Origin of the sequence: Methylobacterium sp. GXS13, from assembly GCF_001455965.1 — a bacterium.
Classification (GTDB): domain Bacteria; phylum Pseudomonadota; class Alphaproteobacteria; order Rhizobiales; family Beijerinckiaceae; genus Methylobacterium.
Map to the genome: position 1 here is coordinate 48,770 of NZ_LKKO01000032.1, position 26,405 is coordinate 75,174.

The following is a 26,405-nucleotide window of genomic DNA, read 5'->3' on the forward strand; positions in this document are numbered from 1 at the left end:
GCTCAAGCGGATCGGATATTGATCCATCCCCCCCCGCATTGCCAAAGGTGGCGCCGGGCCGGGTCGATGCGCTCGCACGGACGGGCCCCGCAGCGATCAAGCCAGCGCCCCGCGCAGGATCGGCCGGATGCGCGGGTCGGTGCAGTGGGCGACGTTGAAGCGCAGGTAGCCGTTCCAGTCGTCGGAGAGGCTGAACGCCGCCCCCGGGGCCAGCACCATGCCCTGCGCCAGGGCGCGGCGCGCCACCTCGGCGCCGTCGCGCCCGTCCGGCAGGCGCATCCACAGGAAGAAGCCGCCCCGGGGCTGCGCCCAGGGTTTCAGGCCGCAGGCGCCGAGCTCGGCCGAGGCCTGGACCATGGCGCCGGCGAGCCGCCGCTTGGTCTCGGCGAGGTGCCGGCGGTAGCAGCCTTCGGTGATCAGGCTGTGCACCAAAGCCGCCGTGACGTGGCCGTTGCCGAGGCTGAGCGCGAGCTTCAGATCGACCAGCGGCTCGACCCAGTCGCCCCGGAGCGCGATCCAGCCGCAGCGTGCCGCCGCCGACAGGGTTTTGGAGAAGCTGCCGATCTGGATCACCCGCTCCAGCCCGTCGAACCCGGCGAGCCGCGGGGCCGGCTCCGGTTCGAGGTCGCCAAAGATCTCGTCCTCGACGATCAGGGTGTCGTGCGCCTCGCACAGCTTCAGCAGCCGATGGGCGATGGCCGGGGCGAGGCTCGCGCCGGTCGGGTTCTGGAGCGCCGCGTTGGTCAGGTAGAAGCGCGGCCGGTGCCGCTCGAGCAGGGTCCCGAGAGCCTGCAGGTCCGGGCCCTCCGGGGTGAGCGGCACGCCGACCACCGACACCCGGTGTGCCCGCAGCAGCGCCAGGAAGTTGAAGTAACAGGGATCGTCCACCAGCACGGTGTCGCCCGGCTGGAGCAGGAACCGGCAGACGAGGTCGAGGGCCTGGGTGGCGGATTCGACGAGCACGATCTGGTCCGGCTCGGCGCCTACGCCCTTCTCGGCGATCTTGCGGGCGATCTGGATCCGCAGGGGCTCGTAGCCCAGCGGCCGGTCGTAATTGGTCATCTCGGCGAGATCCGCCCGCGCCACCCGGCGCAGGCCCCGCCGAATCGCCTCGTGCGGCATCCAGGAATCGGGCAGCCAGCCGGCCCCGGGCTTGAGCTGGTCCGCGCCGGCCTGCTGCGCTTGGCGGGTGATCCACAGCGGGTCGACGATCCGGTCGAGCCGGGGGCCCATCGCCTGGAGCGAGAGCGGCCGGGTCTTGCCGGCGACGTAGAAGCCCGAGCCCGGCCGCGCCACCAGGGTGCCCTCGGCGGCCAGCCGGTCATAGGCCTCCACCACGGTCGATTTCGACACCCCCATGGATTCCGCGAAGGCCCGCACCGATGGGATCCGGACCCCCGGCACGAGGTGGCGCGCCGCGATCCGCTCGCGGATCTCCCCGGCCACGATCTCCACGCGCGTCCCGGCGGGCTTGAGCGCGACCTGCATCCGTACCGCCTTTCCGACCGGACAATTCTTCGAAATCGTACCGAACTGTTCCTGTCGCCGCCAGTCCCGTGCGGTCAAGATCGCCGGGTTCCGGACAGACGGAGGATCGAATCATGGACCAATGCCTCACCGAGACCGCCCATGCCCCAGGCAGGCCGTCCTGGCTCGCCCGGTCCGTCCAGGCGATCGCCGCGGCCGCCGCGTAGGTGCGGGCGGGGCTGTCGCGCGCGGCGATGAACCGGCGCGTGCTGCACCGGCTCTCGACCCTGTCCGAGCGGGAGCTGAAGGATATCGGGCTGACCCCGCAGGACGTCGCCGACGCGGCCGTGCCGGGGCCCCGCGACGCCACCGACCTGCTGATCGGCCGGCGCGATGAACGCCGGCGGGCGCGGGGGGCCGGTCGCTGGCCTTCGGTTTGAGGCTCCGGTCAGCCGTGCGGTGACCATCGACTTGCGCACGCTCATCGCAAGCGCCAATCTCAGGAAATGTCGGTCGACTTCTCATACCTGCTGCGGAAAGAGGATACCGGGGCCACGTTTCGGGATCTCGACGACGTGGTCGTGCTGGCACCGGTCGTAACCGATGACGGCGATCCGATTCCGGCCGGCACCGAAGGCACCATCGTCGGCGTCTGGAAGGGCGGCGAAGCCTTTTTCGTCGAATTCCCGGAGCCAGCGGGTGCCCTCGCGACGGTGCTACCAGTCGATCTGAGACGCACTGGTCGCCATACGCCGTGAGTCGCGCAGGCCTGCCGACACTCCTGGGGTTGCGCATCCAGGGCGAGAAGATCGTCGGTTACTTGCTGAATCCTATGCACCCGAAAGGCGGCTCAAAAGCAAAGTTTTTGCTGCGCTTCGGATTCACAGCAGGTCAACCGAACATTCTGGCAGACGCCTTGGTAGACCATTATGTGTCCGCCCCGGACGTGCAGATGATTTTCGACGCGGTTGGGTCGAGGCGCATTGTCTGCGAAGGCCCAATCAAAGGTGTCGATGGCCGAGAGCCCTGGATTCGCTCCGTCTGGCTCATCGAAGAGGATCTTTACGGCCGCCTTCTTACCGTCATCCCGCTGCCTGCACGGCGCAACGCATCATCGTAGTTTTCCGTGTCAGGCTTTAACGCCATAACATCGCGAACTCGATGGAACGCCCCCGACATAGCCGGAGGGCAAATCCAAATTTCGATTTTAAGAAACTTATGGAAGTGGCGCGGGCGACGGGGCTCGAACCCGCGACCTCCGGCGTGACAGGCCGGCACTCTAACCAACTGAGCTACGCCCGCACGGCGTGGTCGCTTCGAAAGCCGATGGATGCGCTTCGAAGAGGGCGTTTCGCCCGGCGACGGGGCGGGGTTTATGGGCCAGGCGGGGGGCTGTCAAGCGTGTCCGTGATGGTTTTGCGCCGCGCCCGGCCAAAGGGGCTGCGCGCATGCGTCGTGTTGCAGGGCCGCCGCGCAGGCCCACATCCCTACACAAGACAAGACCTGCACTTTGTGCGACGCGGCAAGCCATTGTCAGGGGTCGGCGGCTCGACTAAGCCTCCGGCCGCGCGCATCCTGGCATAAGAACAATTCCACGGGCGAATCCGGTTCGGCGGCGCACCGCGGTTTCCCACGTCGATCGAGACGCTCTCGCGAGGCCCTGGCATGACCGGATTGTTGGCGGATTACCTTCCGCTCATCGTGTTCATCGGCGTGGCTCTGTTCATCGCCACGGCGCTGCTCGTCGTGCCCTTCCTGGTCGCCTTCAAGAGCCCGGATCCGGAGAAGCTCTCGGCCTACGAGTGCGGCTTCAACGCATTCGACGATGCCCGCATGAAGTTCGACGTGCGGTTCTACCTCGTGGCGATCCTGTTCATCATCTTCGATCTCGAGGTCGCGTTCCTATTCCCGTGGGCGATCACCTTCGGAGACCTTGGCTGGTTCGGCTTCTGGTCGATGATCGTCTTCCTGGGCGTGCTGACGGTCGGTTTCGTCTATGAGTGGCGCAAGGGCGCCCTCGAATGGGATTGATTCGCAACAGCAGCCTGCCCGCACCGCATTCCGAGTCGCCGATGGCCCTGATCACCGACACGACCCACAGCCTGTCCCGCGCCCCCGCGGTCGCGCCCCAGCCGAAAGGGATCATCGATCCCAACACCGGCCGGCCGATCGGCGCGGACGATCCGACCTTCCTGTCGATCAGCGACGAACTGGCCGACCGGGGCTTCCTGCTCACCACCACGGACGAGCTGATCAACTGGGCCCGCACCGGCTCGCTGATGTGGATGACCTTCGGGCTCGCCTGCTGCGCGGTCGAGATGATGCAGATGTCGATGCCGCGCTACGATTGCGAGCGCTTCGGCTTCGCGCCCCGTGGCTCGCCGCGCCAGTCGGACGTGATGATCGTCGCCGGCACGCTGACCAACAAGATGGCTCCGGCCCTGCGCAAGGTCTACGACCAGATGCCGGAGCCGCGCTACGTGATCTCGATGGGCTCCTGCGCCAACGGCGGCGGCTACTATCACTATTCCTATTCGGTGGTGCGCGGCTGCGACCGGGTGGTGCCGGTGGACATCTACGTGCCCGGCTGCCCGCCCACCGCCGAGGCGCTGCTCTACGGCGTGCTGCTTCTCCAGAAGAAGATCCGCCGGACCGGCACGATCGAGCGCTGAGGAGCGGCCATGACCAACGGCATCTCGATCCTGTCGCACACCCAGCCCGAGAGCGGCCCGGCCGCCCTCACGGCGCTGGCCGAGCGGGTTACCGGCGCGCTCGGCCCGGCGGTGGTGTCGCACGCCATCGCGTTCGGCGAGCTGACCCTGGTGGTCCAGGCCTCCGACATCATCTACGTGCTGACCTACCTGCGCGACGACCCGGCCTGCGCGTTCCGCAGCTTCATCGACATCTGCGGCGCGGACTACCCGCAGCGCGCGCAGCGCTTCGACGTGGTCTACCACCTGCTCTCGCTGCGCCACAACGCGCGCATCCGGGTGAAGGTGCAGACGGACGAGGTGACCCCGGTCCCCTCGGCGATCGAAGTGTTCCCGGCCGCGAACTGGTACGAGCGCGAGACCTACGACCTCTACGGCATCTTGTTCTCGGGGCATCCGGACCTGCGCCGGCTGCTCACCGATTACGGGTTCGAGGGACATCCCCTGCGCAAGGACTTCCCGCTCACCGGCTTCGTCGAGGTCCGGTACGACCAGGACGAGGCCCGGGTCGTCTACGAGCCGGTCCAGCTCACCCAAGAATTCCGCAACTTCGACTTCCTGTCCCCGTGGGAAGGCACAGACTACGTGCTGCCCGGAGACGAGAAGAAGACGTCGGCCTGAACCGCGGAGACTGTCAATGACAGAACACAACATCCGCAATTTCGCGATCAATTTCGGCCCGCAGCACCCGGCGGCGCACGGCGTGCTGCGCCTCGTGCTGGAGCTGGACGGTGAGGTGGTCGAGCGGGTCGATCCGCATATCGGGCTGCTGCACCGCGGCACCGAGAAGCTGATCGAGCACAAGACCTACCTCCAGGCGACGCCCTATTTCGACCGGCTCGACTACGTGTCGCCGATGAATCAGGAGCACGCCTTCTGCCTGGCGATCGAGAAGCTCGCGGGCATCGAGGTGCCGCGGCGCGCCCAGCTGATCCGCGTGCTGTTCTGCGAGATCGGCCGCCTGCTGTCGCACCTGCTCAATGTCACCACGCAGGCGATGGATGTCGGCGCCCTCACGCCCCCGCTCTGGGGCTTCGAGGAGCGCGAGAAGCTGATGATCTTCTACGAGCGTGCCTCGGGCGCCCGGCTCCACGCCAACTACTTCCGGCCGGGCGGCGTCCACCAGGACCTGCCGCCCAAGCTGATCGACGATATCGAGGCGTTCTGCGACCCGTTCCTGCAGGTCGTCCAGGATCTCGACGACCTCGTCATGGCCAACCGCATCTTCAAGCAGCGCAACGTCGACATCGGCATCGTGTCGGTGGACGAGTGCATGGAATGGGGCTTCTCCGGCGTCATGCTGCGCGGCTCCGGCATCCCGTGGGACCTGCGCAAGGCGCAGCCCTACGAGTGCTACGAGGAGATGGAGTTCGACGTGCCGGTGGGCCGGAACGGCGACACCTACGACCGGCAGGTGATCCGCATGGAGGAAATGCGCGAATCGGCCAAGATCATGAAGCAGTGCTGCGCCAAGCTGCGCGAGCCGGCCGGGCAGGGCCCGATCGCCGCTATCGACGGCAAGTTCGCGCCGCCGCCGCGCCGCGAGATGAAGCGCTCGATGGAAGCGCTGATCCACCACTTCAAGCTCTACACCGAGGGCTTCCACGTGCCGGAGGGCGAGGTCTACGCCGCCGTGGAGGCGCCCAAGGGCGAGTTCGGCGTCTATCTCGTGTCCGACGGCACCAACAAGCCGTATCGCTGCAAGATCCGCGCGCCGGGCTTCGCGCATCTTCAGGCGATGGATTGGATGTGCCGGGGGCACCTTCTGGCCGACGTGTCCTGTGTGCTCGGCACCCTCGACATCGTGTTCGGCGAAGTGGATCGGTAAGGCGTTAGCAGGATGGCAAACCGCAGACTCGCGCCGGCCTCTGAGCAGCCCGAGAGCTTTGCGTTCTCCCCCGAGAACGCCGCCTGGGCCAAGACCCAGATCGCCAAGTACCCGGAGGGCCGCCAGGCCTCCGCGGTGATCTCGCTGCTCTGGAAGGCGCAGGAGCAGAACGGCGGCTGGCTGCCGCGGGCGGCCATCGAGGCGGTGGCGGCCGAACTCGGCATGCCCAACATCCGCGTGCTGGAGGTGGCGACCTTCTACACGATGTTCGCCCTGGAGCCGGTGGGCCGCTTCTGGATTCAGGTCTGCGGCACGGTGCCGTGCGATTCCTGCGGCGCCCGGGGCCTGAAGGAGATGCTCGAGGCGCGCCTCGGCCCCCCCGGTCACGTCTCGGCCGACGGCAACTTCTCCTGGCTCGAGGTCGAGTGCCTGGGCGCCTGCTGCAACGCCCCGATGGTGCAGATCAACCAGGATTATTACGAGGACCTCACGCCCGAGTCCCTCGGCACGCTGATGGACGACCTGGCGGCCGGCCGGCCGGTCAAGGTCGGCTCGCAGATCGGACGCCAGGCCTCGGAGCCGCAGGGCGGCCCCGACACGCTCACCGACCAGACCCTGTTCGACGGATCGCGGATCGGAGCTTGGCGCAAGCGCTTCGAGGACACGGCCAAGCCCGAGGAGCAGGCCGCCAAGACCGGCGAGGCGGCCTCCAGCGAGCAACAGGCCGCCGTCAATCCGAAGCCGGCCAAGCCCGATGCCGGGCGACCGGTGGAGCGGACGGTCAGCGACGCCCCGGCCCAGCGTGCGGCCGAGGGCGAGACGCCGGTGAAGCCCGAAGATCGCGCCGACGCGGCCGAGCGCGGCCGCTCCACCGCCAAGCACGGCGCCGCCCGCCCGGGCGACGCGGACGTGCTCGACTCACCGGCCAAGCGCATCGCCGAGGGCGAGCCGGCCGCGGGCGAGCAGGGGAATCAGGAGACGCCCCAGCGCGATACGGTCCCCCAGCAGCCGGACGCCTCCGGCGCCAGCGCGGGTGAGGTCGCGGCGGAAGCCGAGGAGGCCCGCGTCGCCGGGGCGCTCGCTGCGCTGCCGCAGGATGCGACCCCGGAGCAGAAGGCGAACGCCGTCGGCACCCGTCCGCCCGGCCTCGACGCGGCCCGCGCCGGCCGGCCGGACGATCTCACCCGGATCCGGGGCATCGATCCCGACACCAGCCTGCGCCTCAACGGCCTCGGCATCCACCATTTCGACCAGATCGCCGCCTGGGCCCGCGACGAGATAACCTGGGTCGGCACCTACCTCGCGGTCCCAGGTCGCATCGACCGGGAGGACTGGGTCGGTCAGGCCAAGGCTCTATCGGCGCCGGCTCAGTGAGGACCTGACATGCTGTCGGATCAGGATCGCATCTTCACCAACCTCTACGGCCTGCATTCGCCGGGCCTGGAGGCTGCCAAGCAGCGCGGCGCCTGGGACGGGACCAAGTTCCTCCTAGAGCAGGGCCGCGACTGGATCATCGAGGAGATGAAGGCGTCGGGCCTGCGCGGCCGCGGCGGCGCGGGCTTCCCCACCGGCCTGAAATGGTCGTTCATGCCGAAGAAGTCGGACGGGCGCCCGCACTACCTCGTGGTCAATGCCGACGAGTCGGAGCCGGGCACCTGCAAGGACCGGGAGATCATGCGGCACGATCCGCATCTCCTGATCGAGGGCTGCATGCTGGCCTGCTTCGCCATGGGCGCGCATGCCTGCTACATCTACATCCGCGGCGAATACGTGGCCGAGAAGCACGCGCTCCAGAAAGCCGTGGACGAGGCCTACGAGGCCCGTCTCGTCGGCCAGTCGAACGTGCACGACTTTCCCTTCGACATCTACGTCCACCACGGCGCGGGCGCCTATATCTGCGGCGAAGAGACGGCGCTGATCGAGAGCCTCGAGGGCAAGAAGGGGATGCCGCGGCTCAAGCCGCCGTTCCCGGCCAATATGGGCCTCTACGGCTGCCCCACGACGGTCAACAACGTCGAGTCGATCGCGGTGGCCGGAACGATCCTGCGCCGGGGCGGCGCGTGGTTCGCCGGGCTCGGCGGCAAGAACAACACCGGCACCAAGCTGTTCTGCGTCTCGGGGCACGTCAACAGGCCGTGCAACGTCGAGGCGGAACTGGGCATCACCTTCCGCGAGCTGGTGGACCGGCATTGCGGCGGCATGCGCGGCGGCTGGGACAACCTGCTCTGCTCGATCCCGGGCGGCTCGTCGGTGCCGCTGGTGCCGGCCGACCAGATCATCGACGCCAAGATGGATTTCGACACCCTGCGCGGCCTCGGCTCCGGCCTCGGTACGGCGGCGGTGATCGTGCTCGACAGGTCCACCGACATCGTCGCGGCGATCACCCGGATCTCGTACTTCTACAAGCACGAATCCTGCGGCCAGTGCACGCCCTGCCGGGAAGGCACCGGCTGGATGTGGCGGGTGATGCAGCGGATGACCGAGGGCCGGGCGCAGAAGCGCGAGATCGACATGCTGTTCGAGGTCACCAAGCAGATCGAGGGTCACACGATCTGCGCGCTCGGCAGCGCGGCGGCCTGGCCGATCCAGGGCCTGATCAAGCACTTCCGCCCCGAGATCGAGAAGCGGATCGACCGCTATACGGCCAACCCGCATTCCGACCCGATCCCGATGGCCGCGGAGTGAGGCCATGACGAGCCAGCCTGACAACCTGATGCTCGTGTACCTGCGTCGCATCGACGAGAAGGTCGATCGGCTCAGCGACGATGTCCGTGAGTTGAAGGGCCGGATGGCCGCGGTCGAAGAAAACCTGGCCGGCGTTCACCGGCGGATCGACCGGGTCGAGCTTCGCCTCGAGCGGATCGAGCGACGCCTCGATCTCGCCGACGCCCCGCACTGAGATGGCACCGATGACAAAAATCCTCGTCGACGGCACCGAGGTCGAGGTTCCGGCCGAATACACCCTGCTCCAGGCCTGCGAGGCCGCGGGGGCCGAGATCCCGCGCTTCTGCTTCCACGAGCGCCTGTCGATCGCCGGCAATTGCCGGATGTGCCTGGTGGAGCTGAAGGGCGCGCCCAAGCCGGTGGCGAGCTGCGCCTACGCGGTGAAGGATTGCCGCCCGGGCCCGAACGGCGAGCCGCCGGAGGTGCTGACCCGCTCCGGCCTGACCAAGAAGGCCCGGGAAGGGGTGATGGAGTTCCTCCTCATCAACCACCCGCTCGATTGCCCGATCTGCGACCAGGGCGGCCATTGCGACCTGCAGGACCAGGCGATGGCCTACGGGGTCGATTCGACCCGCTACCAGGAGAACAAGCGCGCGGTCGAGGAGAAGCATATCGGCCCGCTGGTGCGGACCGCGATGAACCGCTGCATCCACTGCACCCGCTGCGTGCGCTTCCTGGCGGAGGTGGCAGGCGTGCCCGACCTCGGCGCCATCGGCCGCGGCGAGGACATGGAGATCACGAGCTACCTCGAGCAGTCGATGGCCTCGGAGCTCCAGGGCAACGTCGCCGACCTGTGCCCGGTGGGCGCCCTGGTGCACCGGCCGCAGAGCTACAACGTCCGCCCCTGGGAGCTGAACAAGACCGAATCGGTCGACGTGATGGACGCGGTCGGCTCCTCGATCCGCGTCGACACCCGCGGCCGCGAGGTGATGCAGATCGAGCCGCGGGTCAGCGAAGAAATCAACGAGGAGTGGATCTCCGACAAGACCCGCTACCACGTCGATGGCTTGCGGATGCAGCGCCTCGACCGGCCGTACCTGCGCGAGAACGGCCGGCTGCGGCCCGCCTCCTGGGGTGAGGCGTTCCAGGCCATCGCCGCCAAGGTGAACGCCACCGATCCCAAGCGCATCGGCGCTGTCGTCGGGGACCTAGCGGGCGTCGAGGAGATCTTCGCCCTGCGCGAGCTGATGCGCGCGCTCGGTACGCCCAACCTCGATTGCCGGCAAACCGAGACCGGGCTCGATCCGGCGCTGGGCCGTGCATCCTACCTGTTCAACCCGACGATTCCCGGCATCGAGGCCGCGGATGCGATCCTGATCGTCGGTGCCAATCCGCGCACCGAAGCCTCACTGCTGAACGTCCGCATCCGCAAGCGCTGGCGCATGGGGCCGCTCGCGGTCGGGGTGATCGGCGAGCCGGTCGATCTGACCTATCCGAGCCACTATATCGGCGCCGGCCCCGAATCGCTGGCCGGCCTCGCCCGCGGGGAGCACAGCTTCCTCGAGATCCTCAAGGGCGCGAAGGCGCCGCTCATCATCGTCGGCGCCAATGCCGAGCCCGGCATCCTGGCTGCGGCGGCATCCCTCGCCCAGGCGATCGGCGCGGTCACGCCGGAGTGGAACGGCTTCGGCGTTCTGCACACGGCCGCCGCCCGGGTCGGCGCGCTCGATCTCGGCTTCGTGCCGGGGGAGGGCGGCCTCAGCTTCCCGGCCATGCTGGCGGCCGGCGGCGTGGACGTGCTGTTCAACCTCGGTGCCGACGAGCGCGACGTGGCGCCCGGCGCCTTCGTGATCTACCAGGGCACCCATGGCGACCGCGGCGCCTCCCGGGCGGACGTGATCCTGCCGGGCGCAGCCTATACCGAGAAGTCGGCGACCTGGGTGAACACGGAAGGCCGGGTCCAGATGGGCAACCGCGCCGGCTTCCCGCCGGGGGATGCCCGCGAGGATTGGGCAATCCTGCGCGCGCTCTCGGACGTGCTGGGCCAGCGTCTGCCGTTCGATTCGCTCACTGCGCTTCGCCGGGCCCTCTACACCGCCCATCCGCATTTCGCGGCGATCGGCACCGTGGAGACCGGCGACGTGGCGGCGGCCGTGGATCGGCTGGCCGGCCTCGGCAGCACCACCGGCGGCCCCGCCTTCGCCTCCCCGGTGACCGACTTCTACCTCACCAACCCGATCGCCCGCGCCTCGCGGGTGCTCGCCGAGTGCTCGCGCCTCGCCCGCCAATGGGCCGCCGAGCCGCGGCCGCTCGCGGCGGCAGAGTAGGGACCCCACGATGACGTCGCTCGAAATCCTCGGGACCGTGCTCCTGATCGTGCTGAAGAGCTTCGTGCTGCTCTCAGCGCTGCTCGTGTTCATCGCCTACGCGCTGCTCGCCGACCGTAAGATCTGGGCGGCGGTGCAGCTCCGGCGCGGTCCCAACGTGGTCGGGCCGTTCGGGCTGCTGCAATCCTTCGCCGACCTTCTGAAGTTCGTGCTGAAGGAGCCGGTGATCCCGGCGGGCGCCAACAAGGCGATCTACCTGCTGGCGCCGCTGGTCTTCGCGATGCTGGCTCTGTCGAGCTGGGCGGTGATTCCCCTGGCCGACGGCTGGGCGATCGCCGACATCAATGTCGGCATCACCTACATCTTCGCGATCTCCAGCCTGGGCGTTTACGGCGTCATCATGGGCGGCTGGGCCTCGAACTCGAAATACGCCTTCCTGGGCGCGCTCCGCTCGGCGGCGCAGATGATTTCCTACGAGGTCTCGCTGGGCTTCGTGATCATCTGCGTGCTGCTCTGCGCCGGCTCGCTGAACCTCTCGCGCATCGTGATGGCGCAGGACACCAGCCTCGGCCTGTTCGGCTGGTATTGGCTGTGGCTCTTCCCGATGTTCGTGGTGTTCTTCATCTCAGCGCTGGCCGAGACCAACCGCCCGCCCTTCGACCTGCCGGAGGCCGAGTCGGAGCTGGTGGCCGGCTACATGGTGGAATACTCGTCGACGCCCTATCTGCTGTTCATGCTCGGCGAGTACGTCGCCATCATGAGCATGTGTGCGCTCGGAACCATCCTGTTCCTGGGCGGCTGGCTGTCGCCGATCCCGTTCGCGCCGTTCACCTGGGTGCCGGGCGTGATCTGGTTCATCCTGAAGGCCAGCTTCCTGTTCTTCCTGTTCGCGATGGTGAAATCCATCGTGCCGCGCTACCGCTACGATCAGCTCATGCGCCTCGGCTGGAAGGTTTTTCTGCCGATCTCGCTGGTCTCGGTCGTCGTCGTCGCCTTCGTGCTCAAGATGACCGGCCTCGCGCCGGGCGCCTGAGCCCACCCGCCGAATCGGAGATCCGGGCCATGAAGCTCGATCAGGTCGCAAAGAGCCTGCTGCTGAAGGAATTCGTGTCGGGGATGATCCTCGGCATGCGCTACTTCTTCAAGCCGAAGGCGACGATCAACTATCCCTTCGAGATGGGCCATCGCGGCCCGCGCTTCCGGGGGGAGCATGCCCTGCGCCGCTATCCCAACGGCGAGGAGCGCTGCATCGCCTGCAAGCTCTGCGAGGCGATCTGCCCGGCCCAGGCGATCACCATTGAGGCGGGCCCGCGCCGCAACGACGGCACCCGCCGCACCACCCGTTACGACATCGACATGGTGAAATGCATCTATTGCGGCATGTGCCAGGAGGCCTGCCCGGTGGACGCCATCGTGGAAGGTCCGAACTTCGAATTCTCGGTCGAGACCAGAGAGGAGCTTCTGTACGACAAGCAGAAACTCCTCTTGAACGGCGACCGCTGGGAGCGCGAGATCGCGCGCAACATCGCGATGGACGCGCCTTACCGCTGAGCGCATGCCGGGGGCGCTGTTGTGCCCCCGCCGACCGGGTTCTATAGACGGGCCGCCCGCTGCGGCCCGTTTCCACGCAAGGCAGAAGGGGCCGCTCCGGCGGCCGATCCCGACGAGCGCATGACCGCAGCAGCCGCCTTCTTCTACCTGTTCGCGAGCGTAACGGTCGCGTCGGGCTTCATGGTGATCGCCTCGCGCAATCCCGTCGCCTCGGTGCTGTTCCTGATTCTCGCCTTCGTAAACGCCGCCGGGCTGTTCGTCCTGATGGGCGCCGAGTTCCTGGCGATGATCCTGGTCGTCGTCTATGTCGGCGCGGTCGCGGTGTTGTTCCTGTTCGTCGTGATGATGCTCGACGTGGACTTCGCCGAGTTGCGCCAGGGCTTCCAGCAATACCTGCCGATCGGTGGCCTGATCGGGGCGATCTTCCTGGTGGAGCTGCTCCTGGTGGTGGGCTCCTGGACCATCGATCCGAACCTGGTTCAGGCGCCGCTCGGCAACGTCGCGGCGGCGGACAACCTCACCAACGCCCAGGCCCTCGGCCGGGTGCTCTACACGGATTACGTCTACTTCTTCCAGCTTGCGGGCCTGATCCTGCTGGTGGCGATGATCGGCGCGATCGTGCTGACGCTCCGTGATCGCCCGGGCGTCAAGCGCCAGGACATCTCGGTCCAGAACGCCCGCACCCAGAGCATGGCGGTGGAGACCCGCAAGGTGCCCTCCCGCCAGGGTGTCGAGGTCTGATGCCCGCCGAAGGACTCGAACGATGATCGGCCTGAGCCACTACCTCACCGTTGCGGCGATCCTGTTCACGCTCGGCGTGCTCGGGATCTTCATCAACCGCAAGAACGTCATCGTCATCCTGATGTCGATCGAGCTGATCCTGCTCGCGGTCAACATCAACCTGGTCGCCTTCTCGACGCAGCTGAACGACATCACCGGACAGGTCTTCGCCCTGTTCGTCTTGACTGTCGCGGCCGCCGAATCGGCGATCGGCCTCGCTATCCTCGTGGTCTTCTTCCGCAACCGCGGCACCATCGCGGTCGAGGACGTGAGCATGATGAAGGGCTAGGGCGCCCTTCTTGACGCGACCCGAGTTCGCGGCCCCGCGTTCCACGGGCCCCGAGTGACAATCCGGACGCCGCCCAGCGGTCGGCCCGGAGGACGGACTGCAAGAGAGCGATGTATCACGCGATCGTCTTCTTCCCGCTGATCGGCTTCCTGATCGCCGGCCTGTTCGGCCGGTACATCGGGGCCCGGGCCTGCGAGTACATCACTACGGCGTTCCTGGCCTTCACGGCCCTGATCGCCTGGGGCGTGTTCCTCGACGGCGGCCATGCCGAGCGGGTGCAGGTCGCGTCCTGGTTCTCGGCCGGCGACCTCCAGGTCGATTGGGCCTTCAAGGTCGATGCGCTGACCCGGGTGATGCTCGTGGTCGTCACCACGGTCTCGACCCTCGTCCACCTCTATTCCGTCGGCTACATGCACGAGGATCCGCACCGGCCGCGGTTCTTCGCCTACCTGTCGCTGTTCACCTTCGCCATGCTGATGCTGGTGACCGCCGACAACCTGGTGCAGATGTTCTTCGGCTGGGAGGGCGTCGGCCTCGCCTCCTACTTGCTGATCGGCTTCTGGTACGAGAAGCCCTCGGCCAACGCTGCCGCCATGAAGGCGTTCATCGTCAACCGGGTCGGCGATTTCGGCTTCTCGCTCGGCATCTTCCTGGTCTTCGTGCTGACCGGTTCGGTGGCGTTCGACGCGATCTTCTCCAAGGTCGACGCGATCAAGACCTTGAGCTTCCACCTGCTCGGCTATGACTGGAACGCCCTGACCCTGGCCTGCCTGCTGCTGTTCATGGGCGCCATGGGCAAGTCGGCGCAGTTCCTGCTGCACACCTGGCTGCCGGACGCGATGGAGGGGCCGACCCCGGTCTCGGCGCTGATCCACGCTGCCACCATGGTGACCGCCGGCGTGTTCATGGTCGCCCGGTTGTCGCCGCTGTTCGAGGAGGCGCCGAACGCGCTGATCGTCGTCACGGTGATCGGCGGCATCACGGCCTTCTTCGCCGCCACGATCGGCCTGGTGCAGAACGACATCAAGCGGGTGATCGCCTACTCGACCTGCTCGCAGCTCGGCTACATGTTCGTGGCGCTCGGCGTCGGCGCCTACTCGGCCGGCGTATTCCACCTGTTCACCCACGCCTTCTTCAAGGCGCTGCTGTTCCTCGGGGCCGGCTCGGTCATCCACGCGATGCACCACGAGCAGGACATGCGGAACATGGGTGGCCTGCGCTCCCACATCCCGTTCACCTGCGCCATGATGGCGATCGGCTCCCTCGCGCTGATCGGCTTCCCGTACACGGCGGGCTACTATTCCAAGGACGCGATCATCGAGGCGGCCTACGCCTCGACCCGGCCGGGTCACACGCTCGCCTTCCTGTGCACCGTGGTGGCGGCCTTCTTCACGTCCTTCTATTCCTGGCGCCTGTTCTTCATGACCTTCGAGGGTCCGGCCCGCTGGGGTGTTCACGCGGCGCAGGACCACCACGCCGCCCCGGCGGTCGCTCATTCCACCATGGCCCATGAGGCCGACGGCGCCCCGGGCCATACCGAGGGTGCGGCCCACGACGATCACGGCCACGACATCGAGCCGTCCCACAAGAGCGACCTCGTCGCGGACGACCATCATGGGCACGGGCACGGGGACCATACGCCCCACGAGAGCCCGCTGGTGATGACCATTCCGCTGGCGATCCTCGCCTTCGGGGCGCTGTTCGCCGGGATCATCTTCCACGACCGCTTCATCGGGTCCGGCATGGACGCGTTCTGGGGCCACGCCCTGGCGCACGGCCCCGAGAACCACATCATGCACGAGATCCACGAGGTCCCGGCGCTGGTGTCCTATGCGCCGCTGATCATGCTGATTCTCGGCTTCGTCCTGGCCTTCTGGATGTATATCCGCCGCCCGGAACTGCCCGGCGCGCTCGCCGCGCAGCAGCCGTCGCTGTACCGGTTCCTGCTCAACAAGTGGTACTTTGACGAGCTCTACGACCGGATCTTCGTGCGTCCGGCCAAGGATTTCGGCCTGTTCCTCTGGAAGCAGGGCGACGGCCGGATCATCGACGGGCTCGGCCCCAACGGCATCGCGGCGCGGGTCGTCGACGTCACCCGGGGCGTGGTCCGCCTGCAGACGGGCTACGTCTACCACTACGCCTTCGTCATGCTCATCGGCGTGGCCGGCTTGATCAGCTGGTACCTGATGGCCGGCCTGCCCAAGGGTGCTCACTGACATGCTCGGCCTCGGCATCCTCTCCGGCCTGCTGATCGTCCCGCTCTGCGGGGCGGCCTTCATCCTCACCCTTAAGGGCGACGAGGAATCAGTGGCGCGCAACAGCCGCTGGGCCGCGCTCGCCACCACCGTCGTCACCTTCGTGCTCTCGCTGGTGGCCTGGGGCCGCTACGACGCGGCGTCGGCGAGCTTCCAGCTCGTGGAGAGCCATCCCTGGCTCGCCGAGACGATCCGGTTCAAGCTGGGCGTCGACGGCTTCTCGATGCCGTTGATCCTGCTCACCACCTTCCTGATGCCGTTCTGCATCGGGGCGTCGTGGACCTCGATCCACGTCCGGGTGAAGGAGTATTTCGTCGCCTTCCTCGTCCTCGAGACGACGATGATCGGCGTGTTCGCCTCCCTCGACCTGCTGCTGTTCTACCTGTTCTTCGAGGCCGGCCTGATCCCGATGTTCCTGATCATTGGGATCTGGGGCGGGGCGCGCCGGGTCTATGCGAGCTTCAAGTTCTTCCTCTACACCCTGCTCGGTTCGGTGCTGATGCTGCTCGCCGTGATGGCGATGTATTGGCAGGCCGGCACCACCGACATCCCGACCCTGCTGCAATACCGCTTTCCGGTGGGGATGCAGACCTGGCTGTGGCTGGCCTTCTTCGCCTCCTTCGCGGTGAAGATGCCGATGTGGCCGGTCCATACCTGGCTGCCCGACGCCCACGTCGAGGCGCCCACCGCCGGCTCGGTGATCCTGGCGGGCATCCTGCTGAAGATGGGCGGCTACGGCTTCATCCGGATCTCCCTGCCGATGCTGCCGGTGGCGAGCCAGGATTTCGCCCCCCTGGTTTTCGCCCTCTCGGTGATCGCGATCATCTTCACCTCGCTCACCGCGTTGATGCAGACCGACATCAAGAAGCTGATTGCCTACTCGTCGGTGGCCCATATGGGCTTCGTGACGCTGGGGCTGTTCACCCTGAACGAGCAGGGCATCCAGGGCGCCCTGTTCCTGATGATCTCCCACGGCATCGTGGCGTCGGCGCTCTTCCTGTGCGTCGGCGTGGTCTACGACCGGATGCACACCCGCGAGATCGCCGCCTATGGCGGGCTCGTGAAGCGGATGCCGCTCTATGCGGTGGCCATGATGGTGTTCACCATGGCCAATGTCGGCCTGCCCGGCACCTCCGGCTTCGTCGGCGAGTTCCTATCGATGCTCGGCGCCTTCAAGGCGAACCCGAATGTCGCGTTCTTCTCGACCTTCGGCATCATCCTGTCGGCGGCCTACGCCTTGTGGCTCTACGCGCGCGTGATCTACGGCAAGCTGGAGAAGCCCAACCTCCAGGGCATCCTCGACCTCGACACCCGGGAGAAGCTCATCCTCGCGCCGCTGGTCGTGCTGACGATCTATTACGGCGTGCATCCGGCCCCGGTGCTCGACGTCTTCGCGCCCTCCACCGACGCGCTGATGGCCGGCATGAAGGCCGCGCTGGCCAACACCCAGACCGCAGCCGCCGCGCTGCCGCTCGCTCGCTGAGACGGAACAGATGCCCACCGTCCACTCCGTCCTGCCCTCGCTGGCCCCGCTCCTGCCCGAGCTGATCCTCAGCGTCGGGGTTCTGCTGATGATCCTGTACGGCGCCTGGCGCGGCGACCGGTCCGCCGAGTCTGTCAGCATCGGCGCCCTGGTCCTGCTGCTGTTCGCCCTGTTCGTCGTGCTGTCACAGCCCACCGCCGGCCGGGTGACCACCCTGTCGGGGGCGTTCGTCTCGGACGCGTTCGCGAAGGTGATGAAGTCGCTGGTGCTGCTCGGCTCGGCGGCGACGATCCTGCTGGCGCACGACTTCTTCAAGCGCGAGCAGATCGACCGGTTCGAGTTCCCGGTGCTGATCGTGCTCTGCACCATCGGCATGATGGTGATGGTCTCGGCCAACGACCTGATCGCCCTCTATCTGGGCCTCGAGCTGCAATCGCTCGCCGCCTACGTGATCGCGGCGTTCCACCGGGACAATGCCAAGTCGACCGAGGCCGGCCTCAAGTACTTCGTGCTCGGCGCGCTCTCCTCCGGGATGCTGCTCTACGGGGCCTCCCTGGTCTACGGCTTCACCGGCACGGTCTCGTTCCCAGGCATCGTTTCGGCGCTCAACGAGAATGCCGGGCTCGGCATCGTGCTGGGCATCGTGTTCCTGGCTGCGGGCGTCTGCTTCAAGATGGCGGCGGTGCCGTTCCACATGTGGACGCCGGACGTCTACGAGGGCTCGCCGACCCCGGTGACCGCCTTCTTCGCCACCGCACCCAAGATGGCCGCCGTCGCCATGACGGTGCGGGTGTTCATCGGCGCCATGCCGGACGTGACCGCCATCTGGCAGCAGATCTTCATCTTCGTCGCCGTGGTCTCGATGGCGCTGGGCTCTTTCGCGGCCATCGGCCAGCGCTCGATCAAGCGCCTGATGGCCTACTCGTCGATCGCCAATATCGGATACGCGCTGATCGGCTTGGCCTGCGGTTCCGAGGAGGGGATCAGCGGGCTGGTCACCTACATGATCATCTATCTGGCGATGACGCTCGGCACCTTCGCGATCATCCTGTCGCTCCGGCGCCGGAACGTGATGTTCGAGTCGATCGAGGACCTGTCGGGCCTGTCCCGCACCCATCCATGGGTGGCCTTCTGTCTCGCCGCGATGATGTTCTCGCTGGCCGGCATCCCGCCGCTCGCCGGGTTCTTCGCCAAGTTCTACGTCTTCGCGGCGGCCATCAAGGCGGGCCTCGTGACCCTGGCGGTGATCGGTGTGGTGACCAGCGTGGTCGGCGCCTACTACTACCTGCGCCTGGTCAAGATCATGTATTTCGACGAGCCCAAGGAGCCCTACGAGGCGATGGCACCCGGCCTGCGCGTGGTGCTCGCCCTGTCGAGCGTCGTCGTGGTGCTGTTCTTCCTGCTCCCCGGACCGCTGGTCGGCGTCGCCGGCCGGGCGGCCCGGTCGCTGTTCTAGGTCCGGCGGCCTTCCGGCTTTCCCGATGAGCATGCGGCCCGATCAGAAAAGAACGCCTTGAGCTACCGTCTCGGGCCCGAGGCGCACGGCCCGTGCCATCGCCTGCACGTTCACGACCGCCTCGGCTCGACCAACACCGAGGCCATGGCCCAGGCGCGGGCCGGGGAGACCGGCCCGCTCTGGGTGGTCACCCACCGGCAGGAGGCGGGCCGCGGCCGGCGCGGCAATGCCTGGGCGTCGCTGCCGGGCAACCTCGCCGCGACCGTGCTTTGGCCGGTGGCCGGGGTGGCACCCGACCATCTGGCGGAACTCGGCTTCGTGGCGGGCCTCGCCCTGATCGAGGCGCTGGAGGCGGCCTGCGGCACCCTGCCGGATACCCGAACTGAGGGTTGCGCCCGATCTCTGAAGCTGAAATGGCCCAACGACGTGCTGCTCGGCGACGGCAAGCTGGCCGGTCTGCTCCTCGAGGCCGAGACGCTGCCCGGTGGCCGCCGGGCGACGGTGATCGGCTTCGGCGTCAACGTCGCGGCGGCTCCGGATGGCCTCGGCGCGACGAGCTTGGCCGCGACGGGTTACGCCGGCGGCGCCGAAGCGCTACTGGAGCATCTCTCGGACCGGATGGCCGTGCGGGCACGCGCCTGGGACCGGGGACGGAATTTCGCTGACCTGCGCGAGGATTGGCTCGCGCGGGCCGCCGGTCTTGGGTCGGAGATCGCGGTGCGCAGCGGCGAGCATGTCCTGCGGGGCATGCTCGAGACCATCGACGAGGGGGGGCGGCTCGTGATCCTCGCCCCCGACGGAAAACGGCATACCGTGACGGCGGGCGAGGTGCATTTCGGAACGGCCGCGACGGCGGCATGATGTTGGACGACGACAGATGGTGATGGGACAGGAGGAGCTGGTCTTCCTGCCGCTCGGCGGCGTGGGCGAGATCGGGATGAATGCGGCCCTCTACGGGTTCGGTCCGGAAAAGGGCCGGAAGTGGATCATGGTCGATTGCGGCATGGGCTTCGCCGGTGAGGAGCAGATGCCGGGGATCGACCTGATGTTCCCCGATCTCTCCTTCATCGAGGAGAAGCGCAAGGACCTGCTGGGGATCTTCATTACCCACGCGCACGAGGACCATATCGGGGCGATCTCGGAGCTGTGGCCGCGCCTCAAGGTGCCGGTCTACGCGACCCGCTTCGCCAAGAACCTGCTGGAGACCCGTCGCCTCTCCGAGCCCGGCGCCCCGAAGGTCGACCTGCGCGAGGTGAAGCCGGGCCGGCGCGTGACCGTCGGCCCGTTCGAGCTGGAATACGTGCCGGTCTCGCACTCGATCCCCGAATCGAACGCCATCGCGATCCGCACGGCCGCGGGCCTCGTAGTTCATACCGGCGACTGGAAGATCGATCCGACCCCGGTGGCCGGCGACGTCACCTCGCCGGAAGCCTTCACGGCGCTCGGCGACGAGGGCATCCTGGCGCTGGTCTGCGACTCGACCAATGTCGTGCGCGAGGGGTTCTCCCCGAGCGAGAAGGAAGTCGCCGCCACCCTCAAGACCCTGATCGCGGATTCGCCCCACCGGGTCGCGGTCACCACCTTCGCGTCGAACGTCGCCCGCATCCGCGCGGCGGCGGCGGCGGCCGCCGCCTGCGGCCGCGAGGTCGTCGCGGTCGGCCGGGCCATGGACCGGGTGATCGATGTCGCCCGCGAGTGCGGCTATCTCGACGGCCTGCCCGAGTTCCGCCGCTCGGATTCCTGGAAGAACCTGCCGCGTGAACGGGTCGTGGCCCTGCTCACCGGCTCTCAGGGCGAGCCGCGGGCGGCTCTGGCCCGAGTCTCCCGCCGGGACCATCCGGATATCAGCCTGGCCGCCGGCGACCGGGTGATCTTCTCCTCCCGGGCGATCCCCGGCAACGAGCGCGATGTCGGCTCGATCATCAACGATCTGGTCACGCAGGGCGTCGAGGTGATCACCGATCGGACCGAGCTGGTCCACGTCTCCGGCCACCCTCGCCGGGACGAGATGGTCGAGATGTACAAGTGGACCCGGCCGGGCACCGCGATCCCGGTCCACGGCGAGGCGCTGCACCTCGACGAGCATGCCCGCTTCGCCCGAGCCCAGGGCGTCCAGAACGTGGTCAAGGCCCGCAACGGCAGCCTCGTCCGCCTCAGCCCCGGCAAGCCCGAGGTGATCGACCACGTGAAGGCCGGCCGCCTGTATAAGGACGGCAACGTCCTGATCGACGAGAAGGACCGGGCGATCCCGGAGCGGCGCAAGCTCATGCAGGCCGGCCTCGTCTCGGTGGCGATCGCCATCGACGAAGACGGCGTCGTGCTGGGCGATCCGGCGGTGGACATCATCGGCCTGCCCAATCGCGGCCGCTCCGGCGAGCCGCTGATCGAGACGGTGGTCGATGCCGTCTCGCGCACCCTGGCGGGGCTGTCGCGCGGCAAGCTGAAGGACTCGGAGGGCGTCGAGAAGACGGTCGACCGGGCCGTGCGCACCGCCGTCAACGAGGTCTGGGGCAAGAAGCCCGCCTGCCACGTGCAGGTGGTCGAGGTGTGATAACCTGACGCCGCCCTCCGCGGAGAGGGGCGGGGACCGGGACGGCAGCCTGCAAGGGCCGCCGTCCCGGTCTCAATTCATCCCGGAAGCTGGCCCGCGAATGGGACGGCGCGGGTCCGCAGACAGGGAGAGGAACATCATGATCGGGCGGCTCAATCACGTGGCCATCGCCGTGCAGGATCTCGACGCCGCCTGCGCGGTGTATCGCGACACGCTGGGCGCGACGCTCACCACGCCGCTACCGCAGCCCGAGCACGGGGTCACGGTGGTGTTCGTGGAGTTGCCGAACAGCAAGATCGAGCTGATGGCGCCGCTGGGCGAAGGCTCGCCGATCGAGGCGTTCGTGGCCCGCAATCCCGGCGGGGGCGTCCACCACGTCTGCTACGAGGTCGACGACATCCTGGCCGCCCGCGATCGGCTCAAGGCGCAGGGCGCCCGGGTGCTCGGCACCGGCGAGCCGCGCATCGGCGCCCACGGCAAGCCGGTGCTGTTCCTGCACCCCAAGGACTTTCTCGGCACCCTGGTCGAGCTGGAGCAGGTGTGAGCCGGATCATGACCGCGCTGGCCCGCTCGACCCCGGCGACCCTGCTCGTCGTGGCCGTGCTGGTGGCCGCCTTCGTGGCGGTGGGTGTCAGCCAATTCAAGCTGACAATCGGCGGGGCGATCGCCCTCTACTTCGTGGTGTGGTGGACGCTGCTCTTCGCCGTCCTGCCCCTGCGCAACCAGCCCGAAACCCGGCCCAGCCACGTGGTGCCCGGGCAGGACCCGGGCGCTCCGGCGTCGCCGCGCCTGCGCGAGAAGGCGATCTGGACGACGCTCGTCGCCGGCGCCGCCTTCCTGATCGCGCTGGCGGTGTTCCCGCTGACCGGGCTGTAGGGCGGGGTTCGTTTCCGGAGACGTATCGGCCCTAAAGCAGCGTCCCGGAGGAGGAGGAGCGTACCGTCAGCGACTTGCCCGCCCGGGACACCAGATGGGCGAAGGCGAGGGCCGCCGCGGAGGCCTGTGCGGCCGAAGGAAAGGTCCGGTGCGACTCGGCGACCGTCTCGGCGGCCTCGTTGAGCAGGACCCAGGACCAGAGGTCCCCGGCTTGGCGGATCTGGAAGTGCATGGCGGGCTCACCCGGTAAGGTCCATGCCCCACCATGCGCCGCGAAAAGCCCTGACCGGTTAATGGCTTGAGCCCGCAAAGTCGAATAGTCGACAAACCATCGACTTGTCCGCGCTTTCACCGCTCTTCACAGCACGCCGATTGCCGCGGGCTCGTGGTCGGACGCGCTGACGGAAGGGGCTGCCGAGGGCCCAGGAAGGCCTGCCGAAGGATCGGGAGCGCCGCAGCGAAGGAAGCCCAACAACAAAAAAAGCAAGGCCCGAGGCCTTGCTTTCTAAGCTGCAGTGGCTCGACCTTTGATTGTCCTACGCATTGCCTGCGTGGCGGTCGGTTTTCCTCCCGAGACTCGGACCCTGCGCCGCCTCTTGCGGGCGTCGCAAACATCACGAGCCGCTTATAGGAACAACAATTCGTGTTGTCACCGGGTCTGCGAGAAAAATCTGCGCTTTCTTGCCGGCAAATGGGCAGATCGCTTCCGATTGTAGCAGCCTGACCGATCGGCGCGGCCCACACGGCACCGGCGCGGGCGCTGTCGCGCGATTACGCCGCGCCGTCATCCGACAGCGCTTGTATTTTGCGTCTCCGGCGTGTTGTGTGCCCCCGTGCTGCGGTTCCTCACGGTTGGATCCTGGCCGAAACCTCAAAGACAAGCCTCCAAAACATGCGTCTCTCCCGCTACTTCATGCCGACCTTGCGCGAGACGCCCAAGGAAGCCGAGATCGTCTCCCACCGCCTGATGTTGCGCGCCGGCCTGGTGCGCCAGGAATCGGCCGGGATCTACGCCTGGCTGCCGCTCGGCCTGCGGGTGCTGGAGCGCGTCTGCGCGGTGATCCGCCGGGAGCAGGATCGCTCCGGTGCCATCGAGATCCTGATGCCGACCGTGCAATCGGCCGAGCTGTGGCGGGAATCCGGGCGCTACGACGCCTATGGCAAGGAGATGCTGCGCCTGAAGGACCGGCATGACCGGGAGATGCTCTACGGCCCCACAGCCGAGGAGATGGTCACGGAGATCTTCCGGGCCAGCGTGCGCTCCTACAAGGACCTGCCCAAGAACCTCTACCAGATCTCGTGGAAGTTCCGCGACGAGGTGCGGCCGCGCTTCGGCACGATGCGCTCGCGCGAGTTCCTGATGAAGGACGCCTATTCGTTCGACTTCGACCAGGCCGGGGCGCGCCACGCCTACAACCGCATGTTCGTGGCCTATCTGCGCACCTTCGCGGGGCTCGGCCTCAAGGCGATCCCGATGCGCGCCGATACCGGTCCGATCGGCGGCGACCTGTCCCATGAGTTCATCATCCTGGCGAAGACCGGCGAGAGCGAAGTGTTCTGCGACCGCGCCTATCTCGATTTCGAGCCGCCGCCCGAGACCGTCGATTTCGACGACGTGGCCGCGCTCCAGGGCATCGTCGACGCCTGGACCTCGCACTACGCCGCCACCGACGAGATCCACGAGCCGGAGGCCTTCGCGGAGGTGCCGGAGGAGAGCCGCCTGAGCGCCCGCGGCATCGAGGTCGGACACATCTTCTATTTCGGCACCAAGTATTCGGAGCCGATGGGCGCCAAGGTCGCCGGGCCGGACGGGATCGAGCGGCCTGTCCATATGGGCTCCTACGGCATCGGCCCGAGCCGGCTGGTGGCCGCGATCATCGAGGCCAGCCACGACGAGGCCGGCATCATCTGGCCGGATTCGGTCGCCCCCTTCGATGTGGCGCTGATCAACCTCAAGGTCGGCGATGCCGGCACCGACGCCGCCTGCGCGCAGATCCAGGCGGAGCTCGAGGCCGCCGGCCTCTCCGTGCTCTACGATGACCGTGACGAGCGTCCGGGCGCGAAATTCGCCACCGCCGACCTGATCGGCCTGCCCTGGCAGGTTGTGGTCGGGCCGAAGGGCTTGGCCGAAGGTAAAGTGGAGCTGAAGCGGCGCGCCGGGGGCGAGCGCGAGAGCCTCGCCACCGTCGACCTGCTGGCGCGCATCCGCCGCGTCTAGACCGCGGCTCTTTCCAGCGAGGCCAGGCGCTGCGTCCGATCGATGCGATCGGGCGCGGTTCTCGTTAGGATTGCGAGAGGCAATTCTGCTTCAATCCGTGTTCATGCATCATTTTCGCCGCGCGAGTGGCGACAGCGCGGTGAATGGTGCTTAGGGCTAGTCCGATGACGGGAGCAGCGGCGATCGACCGGGTGAGGAGCTTCGCGGCCTCCTTCCGCGAAGGGACGGCCCCGTTCGCGCCGTTCGAGTGGATCATCGCCGGCCGCTACCTGCGGGCGCGCCGCCGGGGCGGTGGCGTCTCGGTGGTCGCCTTCTTCTCCGTGCTCGGCATTGCGCTCGGCGTCGCCACCCTGATCATCGTGCTCTCGGTGATGAACGGGTTTCGCGCGGAGCTGCTCTCCAAGATCGTCGGCATCAACGGCCACCTGTTCGCCACGCCGATCGACCGGCCGTTCAACGACTGGGTCGACCTGTCCGAGCGCCTGTCGAAGGTGGCGGGCGTGCGCGCCGCGGTGCCGCTCGTCGAAGGCCAGGCCTTCGCCTCGTCGCAATGCGGCGGCTCTGGCGTGATCGTTCGTGGCGTGCGCGCCGCCGATCTCGACGCGCTCGCCGCCGTCTCCAGCGCGATCCGGGGCGGCACCTTGGAGGGGTTCGACGACGGCACCGGCGTGCTGATCGGCCGGCGGCTCGCGGATTCCCTGGGGCTTCAAGCCGGGGACAACATCACCCTGGTGACGCCCAAGGGCTCGTCCACGCCCTTCGGCACGGCGCCCCGCACCAAGAGCTATGCGGTGAAGGCGGTGTTCGAGGTCGGCATGACCGAGTTCGACCAGACCTTCGTGTTCATGCCGCTCACCGAGGCGCAGGCGTTCTTCAACCGGGAGAGCGACGTCAGCATGATCGAGATCTACGTCGACAAGCCCGATCAGGTCGGCGAGATGCGTGAGCCCCTGGAGATGGCGGCCGAGCGCCCGGTGCTGCTCACCGACTGGCGCCAGCGCAACCGCACTTTCTTCGGGGCGCTGGAGGTCGAGCGCAACGTGATGTTCCTGATCCTCAGCCTGATCGTCGTGGTGGCGACCCTCAACATCGTCTCGGGCCTGATCCTCTTGGTGCGCGACAAGTCGAGCGACATCGCGATCCTGCGCACCATGGGGGCGACCCCGGGGACGATCATGCGGGTCTTTCTGATCAACGGCGCGCTGATCGGCCTGGTCGGGACCCTGAGCGGCCTCGGGCTCGGGATCCTGATCACCCTCAACATCAAGCCGATCCAGCACGTGCTGTTTCCCGGCGCCTGGGATCCGACCGTCCGGTTCCTCGCCGAGATCCCGGCCCAGATGAATCCGAAGGAGATCACCGCCGTGGTGATCACGTCGCTGCTGCTGTCGCTGGCGGCGACGCTCTATCCCTCCTGGCGTGCCGCCCGGCTCGATCCGGTGCAGGCCCTGCGCTACGGCTGACGGTCCGCACCCCATGAGCGATGCAAGCCAGCCCGCCGGCACCCCGCCGGTGCCGGCCCTGTTCTTCGCCCGCGTCGAGCGGCGCTACCCGCAGGCCGAGGGAGCCCTGGATATCCTGCGCGGGGCCGATCTCGCGATCTGGCCCGGGGAGCTGGTGGCGCTTGTGGCACCCTCGGGCGCCGGCAAGTCGACGCTCCTGCACCTCGCCGGTCTGCTGGAGCGGCCCGATGGCGGCGAGGTCTATATCGGCGGGCGCCCCCCCCCCGCGCTGCCGGGTGGCGAGCGCACCCCCCCGCGCCGCGCGGGGGGGGGGTTCGTCTACCACTTCCACCACCTCCTCCCGGGATTCTCTGGGCCCGCGGACGGGGGGGGGCCGCAGCTCATCCGCGGCCCCCGCCCGGCGGGGGCCCAGGCGCGGGCCACCCCGCCCTTTTGCTTCCCCGGCCCCCCGGGCCGCCCGCCCCCTCGCCCCGCCGAGCTCGCGCG

General features: G+C 67.9%; 27 protein-coding genes and 1 tRNA gene. 25 read left to right on the plus strand and 3 right to left on the minus strand.

Annotated features, from left to right (window positions below; genetic code table 11):
- Nucleotides 1-96: 96 nt before the first annotated feature.
- On the minus strand, nt 97-1,488 hold the full coding sequence (locus AO398_RS12000; protein WP_058192278.1) for a PLP-dependent aminotransferase family protein: 1,392 nt from the start codon (nt 1,486-1,488) through the stop codon (nt 97-99).
- A 206-nt stretch (nt 1,489-1,694) separates the two neighbouring features.
- On the opposite strand from AO398_RS12000, the gene AO398_RS29375 reads away from it, so the two are divergent.
- The 3 genes from AO398_RS29375 (at nt 1,695) to AO398_RS28300 (ending at nt 2,587) form a co-directional block, all read left to right on the plus strand.
- Entirely contained in the window at nt 1,695-1,907 is a 213-nt protein-coding gene (locus tag AO398_RS29375) for a DUF1127 domain-containing protein (protein WP_280139124.1), read from the plus strand.
- Nucleotides 1,908-1,973: 66 nt separating this feature from the next.
- The gene (locus tag AO398_RS12010; protein ID WP_058192279.1) at nt 1,974-2,225 is read left to right on the plus strand and encodes a hypothetical protein; all 252 of its coding nucleotides are present in this window, start codon (nt 1,974-1,976) and stop codon (nt 2,223-2,225) included.
- Between the two features lie 29 nt (nt 2,226-2,254).
- On the plus strand, nt 2,255-2,587 hold the full coding sequence (locus AO398_RS28300) for a DUF6883 domain-containing protein (protein WP_152997502.1): 333 nt from the start codon (nt 2,255-2,257) through the stop codon (nt 2,585-2,587).
- A 105-nt stretch (nt 2,588-2,692) separates the two neighbouring features.
- On the opposite strand, the gene AO398_RS12015 is transcribed toward AO398_RS28300, so the two are convergent.
- Nucleotides 2,693-2,769, minus strand: a tRNA-Asp gene (locus AO398_RS12015).
- A 363-nt stretch (nt 2,770-3,132) separates the two neighbouring features.
- Here AO398_RS12015 and AO398_RS12020 point away from each other — a divergent pair.
- From AO398_RS12020 to AO398_RS12110, 19 genes are all read left to right on the plus strand, one after another.
- Nucleotides 3,133-3,498: an NADH-quinone oxidoreductase subunit A gene (locus tag AO398_RS12020; RefSeq protein WP_007560754.1), complete on the plus strand. Its 366-nt coding sequence runs from the start codon at nt 3,133-3,135 to the stop codon at nt 3,496-3,498.
- A gap of 41 nt (nt 3,499-3,539) precedes the next feature.
- A complete protein-coding gene (locus AO398_RS12025; RefSeq protein WP_007560753.1) occupies nt 3,540-4,139 on the plus strand; it encodes an NADH-quinone oxidoreductase subunit B in 600 nt (199 codons plus the stop codon).
- 9 nt (nt 4,140-4,148) lie between these two features.
- The gene (locus AO398_RS12030) at nt 4,149-4,799 is read left to right on the plus strand and encodes an NADH-quinone oxidoreductase subunit C (RefSeq protein WP_058192280.1); all 651 of its coding nucleotides are present in this window, start codon (nt 4,149-4,151) and stop codon (nt 4,797-4,799) included.
- A gap of 16 nt (nt 4,800-4,815) precedes the next feature.
- Complete coding sequence (locus AO398_RS12035; RefSeq protein WP_058192281.1) at nt 4,816-6,006, plus strand: NADH-quinone oxidoreductase subunit D; 1,191 nt, start codon at nt 4,816-4,818, stop codon at nt 6,004-6,006.
- Nucleotides 6,007-6,018: 12 nt separating this feature from the next.
- Nucleotides 6,019-7,380 carry an NADH-quinone oxidoreductase subunit NuoE gene (gene nuoE / locus AO398_RS12040; protein WP_058192282.1) on the plus strand — a complete coding sequence of 454 codons (1,362 nt, stop codon included), beginning with the start codon at nt 6,019-6,021 and terminating at the stop codon, nt 7,378-7,380.
- A gap of 9 nt (nt 7,381-7,389) precedes the next feature.
- Complete coding sequence (nuoF, locus tag AO398_RS12045; RefSeq protein ID WP_058192283.1) at nt 7,390-8,691, plus strand: NADH-quinone oxidoreductase subunit NuoF; 1,302 nt, start codon at nt 7,390-7,392, stop codon at nt 8,689-8,691.
- 4 nt (nt 8,692-8,695) lie between these two features.
- Nucleotides 8,696-8,905, plus strand: a complete 210-nt coding sequence (locus tag AO398_RS12050) for a hypothetical protein (RefSeq protein WP_058192284.1) — start codon at nt 8,696-8,698, stop codon at nt 8,903-8,905.
- Between the two features lie 10 nt (nt 8,906-8,915).
- Complete coding sequence (nuoG, locus tag AO398_RS12055; RefSeq protein ID WP_058192302.1) at nt 8,916-10,997, plus strand: NADH-quinone oxidoreductase subunit NuoG; 2,082 nt, start codon at nt 8,916-8,918, stop codon at nt 10,995-10,997.
- A gap of 10 nt (nt 10,998-11,007) precedes the next feature.
- Nucleotides 11,008-12,030 (plus strand): NADH-quinone oxidoreductase subunit NuoH, encoded by a 1,023-nt coding sequence (gene nuoH, locus AO398_RS12060; RefSeq protein WP_058192285.1) that lies wholly within the window; start codon nt 11,008-11,010, stop codon nt 12,028-12,030.
- A gap of 29 nt (nt 12,031-12,059) precedes the next feature.
- The gene (gene nuoI / locus AO398_RS12065; protein WP_007560744.1) at nt 12,060-12,548 is read left to right on the plus strand and encodes an NADH-quinone oxidoreductase subunit NuoI; all 489 of its coding nucleotides are present in this window, start codon (nt 12,060-12,062) and stop codon (nt 12,546-12,548) included.
- Nucleotides 12,549-12,668: 120 nt separating this feature from the next.
- Nucleotides 12,669-13,289, plus strand: coding sequence for an NADH-quinone oxidoreductase subunit J (locus tag AO398_RS12070; RefSeq protein ID WP_058192286.1), 621 nt, complete (start codon nt 12,669-12,671; stop codon nt 13,287-13,289).
- Nucleotides 13,290-13,311: 22 nt separating this feature from the next.
- Complete coding sequence (nuoK, locus tag AO398_RS12075; protein WP_058192287.1) at nt 13,312-13,617, plus strand: NADH-quinone oxidoreductase subunit NuoK; 306 nt, start codon at nt 13,312-13,314, stop codon at nt 13,615-13,617.
- Nucleotides 13,618-13,727: 110 nt separating this feature from the next.
- Nucleotides 13,728-15,833, plus strand: a complete 2,106-nt coding sequence (gene nuoL / locus AO398_RS12080; protein WP_058192288.1) for an NADH-quinone oxidoreductase subunit L — start codon at nt 13,728-13,730, stop codon at nt 15,831-15,833.
- Between the two features lies 1 nt (nt 15,834).
- The gene (locus AO398_RS12085) at nt 15,835-17,355 is read left to right on the plus strand and encodes an NADH-quinone oxidoreductase subunit M (protein WP_058192289.1); all 1,521 of its coding nucleotides are present in this window, start codon (nt 15,835-15,837) and stop codon (nt 17,353-17,355) included.
- A 10-nt stretch (nt 17,356-17,365) separates the two neighbouring features.
- Nucleotides 17,366-18,811, plus strand: a complete 1,446-nt coding sequence (nuoN, locus tag AO398_RS12090; protein ID WP_058192290.1) for an NADH-quinone oxidoreductase subunit NuoN — start codon at nt 17,366-17,368, stop codon at nt 18,809-18,811.
- Between the two features lie 57 nt (nt 18,812-18,868).
- Nucleotides 18,869-19,672 (plus strand): biotin--[acetyl-CoA-carboxylase] ligase, encoded by an 804-nt coding sequence (locus tag AO398_RS12095; protein ID WP_058192291.1) that lies wholly within the window; start codon nt 18,869-18,871, stop codon nt 19,670-19,672.
- Nucleotides 19,673-19,688: 16 nt separating this feature from the next.
- Complete coding sequence (locus AO398_RS12100; RefSeq protein ID WP_058192292.1) at nt 19,689-21,362, plus strand: ribonuclease J; 1,674 nt, start codon at nt 19,689-19,691, stop codon at nt 21,360-21,362.
- Between the two features lie 139 nt (nt 21,363-21,501).
- Nucleotides 21,502-21,906, plus strand: coding sequence for a methylmalonyl-CoA epimerase (gene mce / locus AO398_RS12105; RefSeq protein ID WP_058192293.1), 405 nt, complete (start codon nt 21,502-21,504; stop codon nt 21,904-21,906).
- Between the two features lie 8 nt (nt 21,907-21,914).
- A complete protein-coding gene (locus tag AO398_RS12110; protein WP_058192303.1) occupies nt 21,915-22,238 on the plus strand; it encodes a DUF1467 family protein in 324 nt (107 codons plus the stop codon).
- 31 nt (nt 22,239-22,269) lie between these two features.
- Here AO398_RS12110 and AO398_RS12115 read toward each other — a convergent pair whose 3' ends face one another.
- Nucleotides 22,270-22,470 carry a hypothetical protein gene (locus tag AO398_RS12115; RefSeq protein ID WP_058192294.1) on the minus strand — a complete coding sequence of 67 codons (201 nt, stop codon included), beginning with the start codon at nt 22,468-22,470 and terminating at the stop codon, nt 22,270-22,272.
- Nucleotides 22,471-23,130: 660 nt separating this feature from the next.
- Between AO398_RS12115 and proS the strand changes: the two genes are divergently transcribed.
- The 3 genes from proS to AO398_RS12130 form a co-directional block, all read left to right on the plus strand.
- On the plus strand, nt 23,131-24,456 hold the full coding sequence (gene proS, locus AO398_RS12120) for a proline--tRNA ligase (RefSeq protein WP_058192295.1): 1,326 nt from the start codon (nt 23,131-23,133) through the stop codon (nt 24,454-24,456).
- Between the two features lie 164 nt (nt 24,457-24,620).
- On the plus strand, nt 24,621-25,919 hold the full coding sequence (locus AO398_RS12125) for a lipoprotein-releasing ABC transporter permease subunit (RefSeq protein WP_058192296.1): 1,299 nt from the start codon (nt 24,621-24,623) through the stop codon (nt 25,917-25,919).
- Nucleotides 25,920-25,932: 13 nt separating this feature from the next.
- Nucleotides 25,933-26,405, plus strand: a 473-nt coding sequence (locus tag AO398_RS12130; protein WP_058192297.1) for an ATP-binding cassette domain-containing protein, incomplete at its 3' end; no start/stop codon positions are given.

Excerpts from the sequence above, each read along its gene's own strand:
- AO398_RS12000 (WP_058192278.1), bottom strand. The coding sequence starts at position 1,488 with ATGCAGGTCGCGCTCAAGCCCGCCGGGACGCGCGTGGAGATCGTGGCC.
- AO398_RS12010 (WP_058192279.1), top strand. The coding sequence starts at position 1,974 with ATGTCGGTCGACTTCTCATACCTGCTGCGGAAAGAGGATACCGGGGCC.
- AO398_RS12020 (WP_007560754.1), top strand. The coding sequence starts at position 3,133 with ATGACCGGATTGTTGGCGGATTACCTTCCGCTCATCGTGTTCATCGGC.
- AO398_RS12025 (WP_007560753.1), top strand. The coding sequence starts at position 3,540 with ATGGCCCTGATCACCGACACGACCCACAGCCTGTCCCGCGCCCCCGCG.
- AO398_RS12030 (WP_058192280.1), top strand. The coding sequence starts at position 4,149 with ATGACCAACGGCATCTCGATCCTGTCGCACACCCAGCCCGAGAGCGGC.
- AO398_RS12035 (WP_058192281.1), top strand. The coding sequence starts at position 4,816 with ATGACAGAACACAACATCCGCAATTTCGCGATCAATTTCGGCCCGCAG.
- nuoE (WP_058192282.1), top strand. The coding sequence starts at position 6,019 with ATGGCAAACCGCAGACTCGCGCCGGCCTCTGAGCAGCCCGAGAGCTTT.
- nuoF (WP_058192283.1), top strand. The coding sequence starts at position 7,390 with ATGCTGTCGGATCAGGATCGCATCTTCACCAACCTCTACGGCCTGCAT.
- AO398_RS12050 (WP_058192284.1), top strand. The coding sequence starts at position 8,696 with ATGACGAGCCAGCCTGACAACCTGATGCTCGTGTACCTGCGTCGCATC.
- nuoG (WP_058192302.1), top strand. The coding sequence starts at position 8,916 with ATGACAAAAATCCTCGTCGACGGCACCGAGGTCGAGGTTCCGGCCGAA.
- nuoH (WP_058192285.1), top strand. The coding sequence starts at position 11,008 with ATGACGTCGCTCGAAATCCTCGGGACCGTGCTCCTGATCGTGCTGAAG.
- nuoI (WP_007560744.1), top strand. The coding sequence starts at position 12,060 with ATGAAGCTCGATCAGGTCGCAAAGAGCCTGCTGCTGAAGGAATTCGTG.
- AO398_RS12070 (WP_058192286.1), top strand. The coding sequence starts at position 12,669 with ATGACCGCAGCAGCCGCCTTCTTCTACCTGTTCGCGAGCGTAACGGTC.
- nuoK (WP_058192287.1), top strand. The coding sequence starts at position 13,312 with ATGATCGGCCTGAGCCACTACCTCACCGTTGCGGCGATCCTGTTCACG.
- nuoL (WP_058192288.1), top strand. The coding sequence starts at position 13,728 with ATGTATCACGCGATCGTCTTCTTCCCGCTGATCGGCTTCCTGATCGCC.
- AO398_RS12085 (WP_058192289.1), top strand. The coding sequence starts at position 15,835 with ATGCTCGGCCTCGGCATCCTCTCCGGCCTGCTGATCGTCCCGCTCTGC.
- nuoN (WP_058192290.1), top strand. The coding sequence starts at position 17,366 with ATGCCCACCGTCCACTCCGTCCTGCCCTCGCTGGCCCCGCTCCTGCCC.
- AO398_RS12100 (WP_058192292.1), top strand. The coding sequence starts at position 19,689 with ATGGTGATGGGACAGGAGGAGCTGGTCTTCCTGCCGCTCGGCGGCGTG.
- mce (WP_058192293.1), top strand. The coding sequence starts at position 21,502 with ATGATCGGGCGGCTCAATCACGTGGCCATCGCCGTGCAGGATCTCGAC.
- AO398_RS12110 (WP_058192303.1), top strand. The coding sequence starts at position 21,915 with ATGACCGCGCTGGCCCGCTCGACCCCGGCGACCCTGCTCGTCGTGGCC.
- AO398_RS12115 (WP_058192294.1), bottom strand. The coding sequence starts at position 22,470 with ATGCACTTCCAGATCCGCCAAGCCGGGGACCTCTGGTCCTGGGTCCTG.
- proS (WP_058192295.1), top strand. The coding sequence starts at position 23,131 with ATGCGTCTCTCCCGCTACTTCATGCCGACCTTGCGCGAGACGCCCAAG.
- AO398_RS12125 (WP_058192296.1), top strand. The coding sequence starts at position 24,621 with ATGACGGGAGCAGCGGCGATCGACCGGGTGAGGAGCTTCGCGGCCTCC.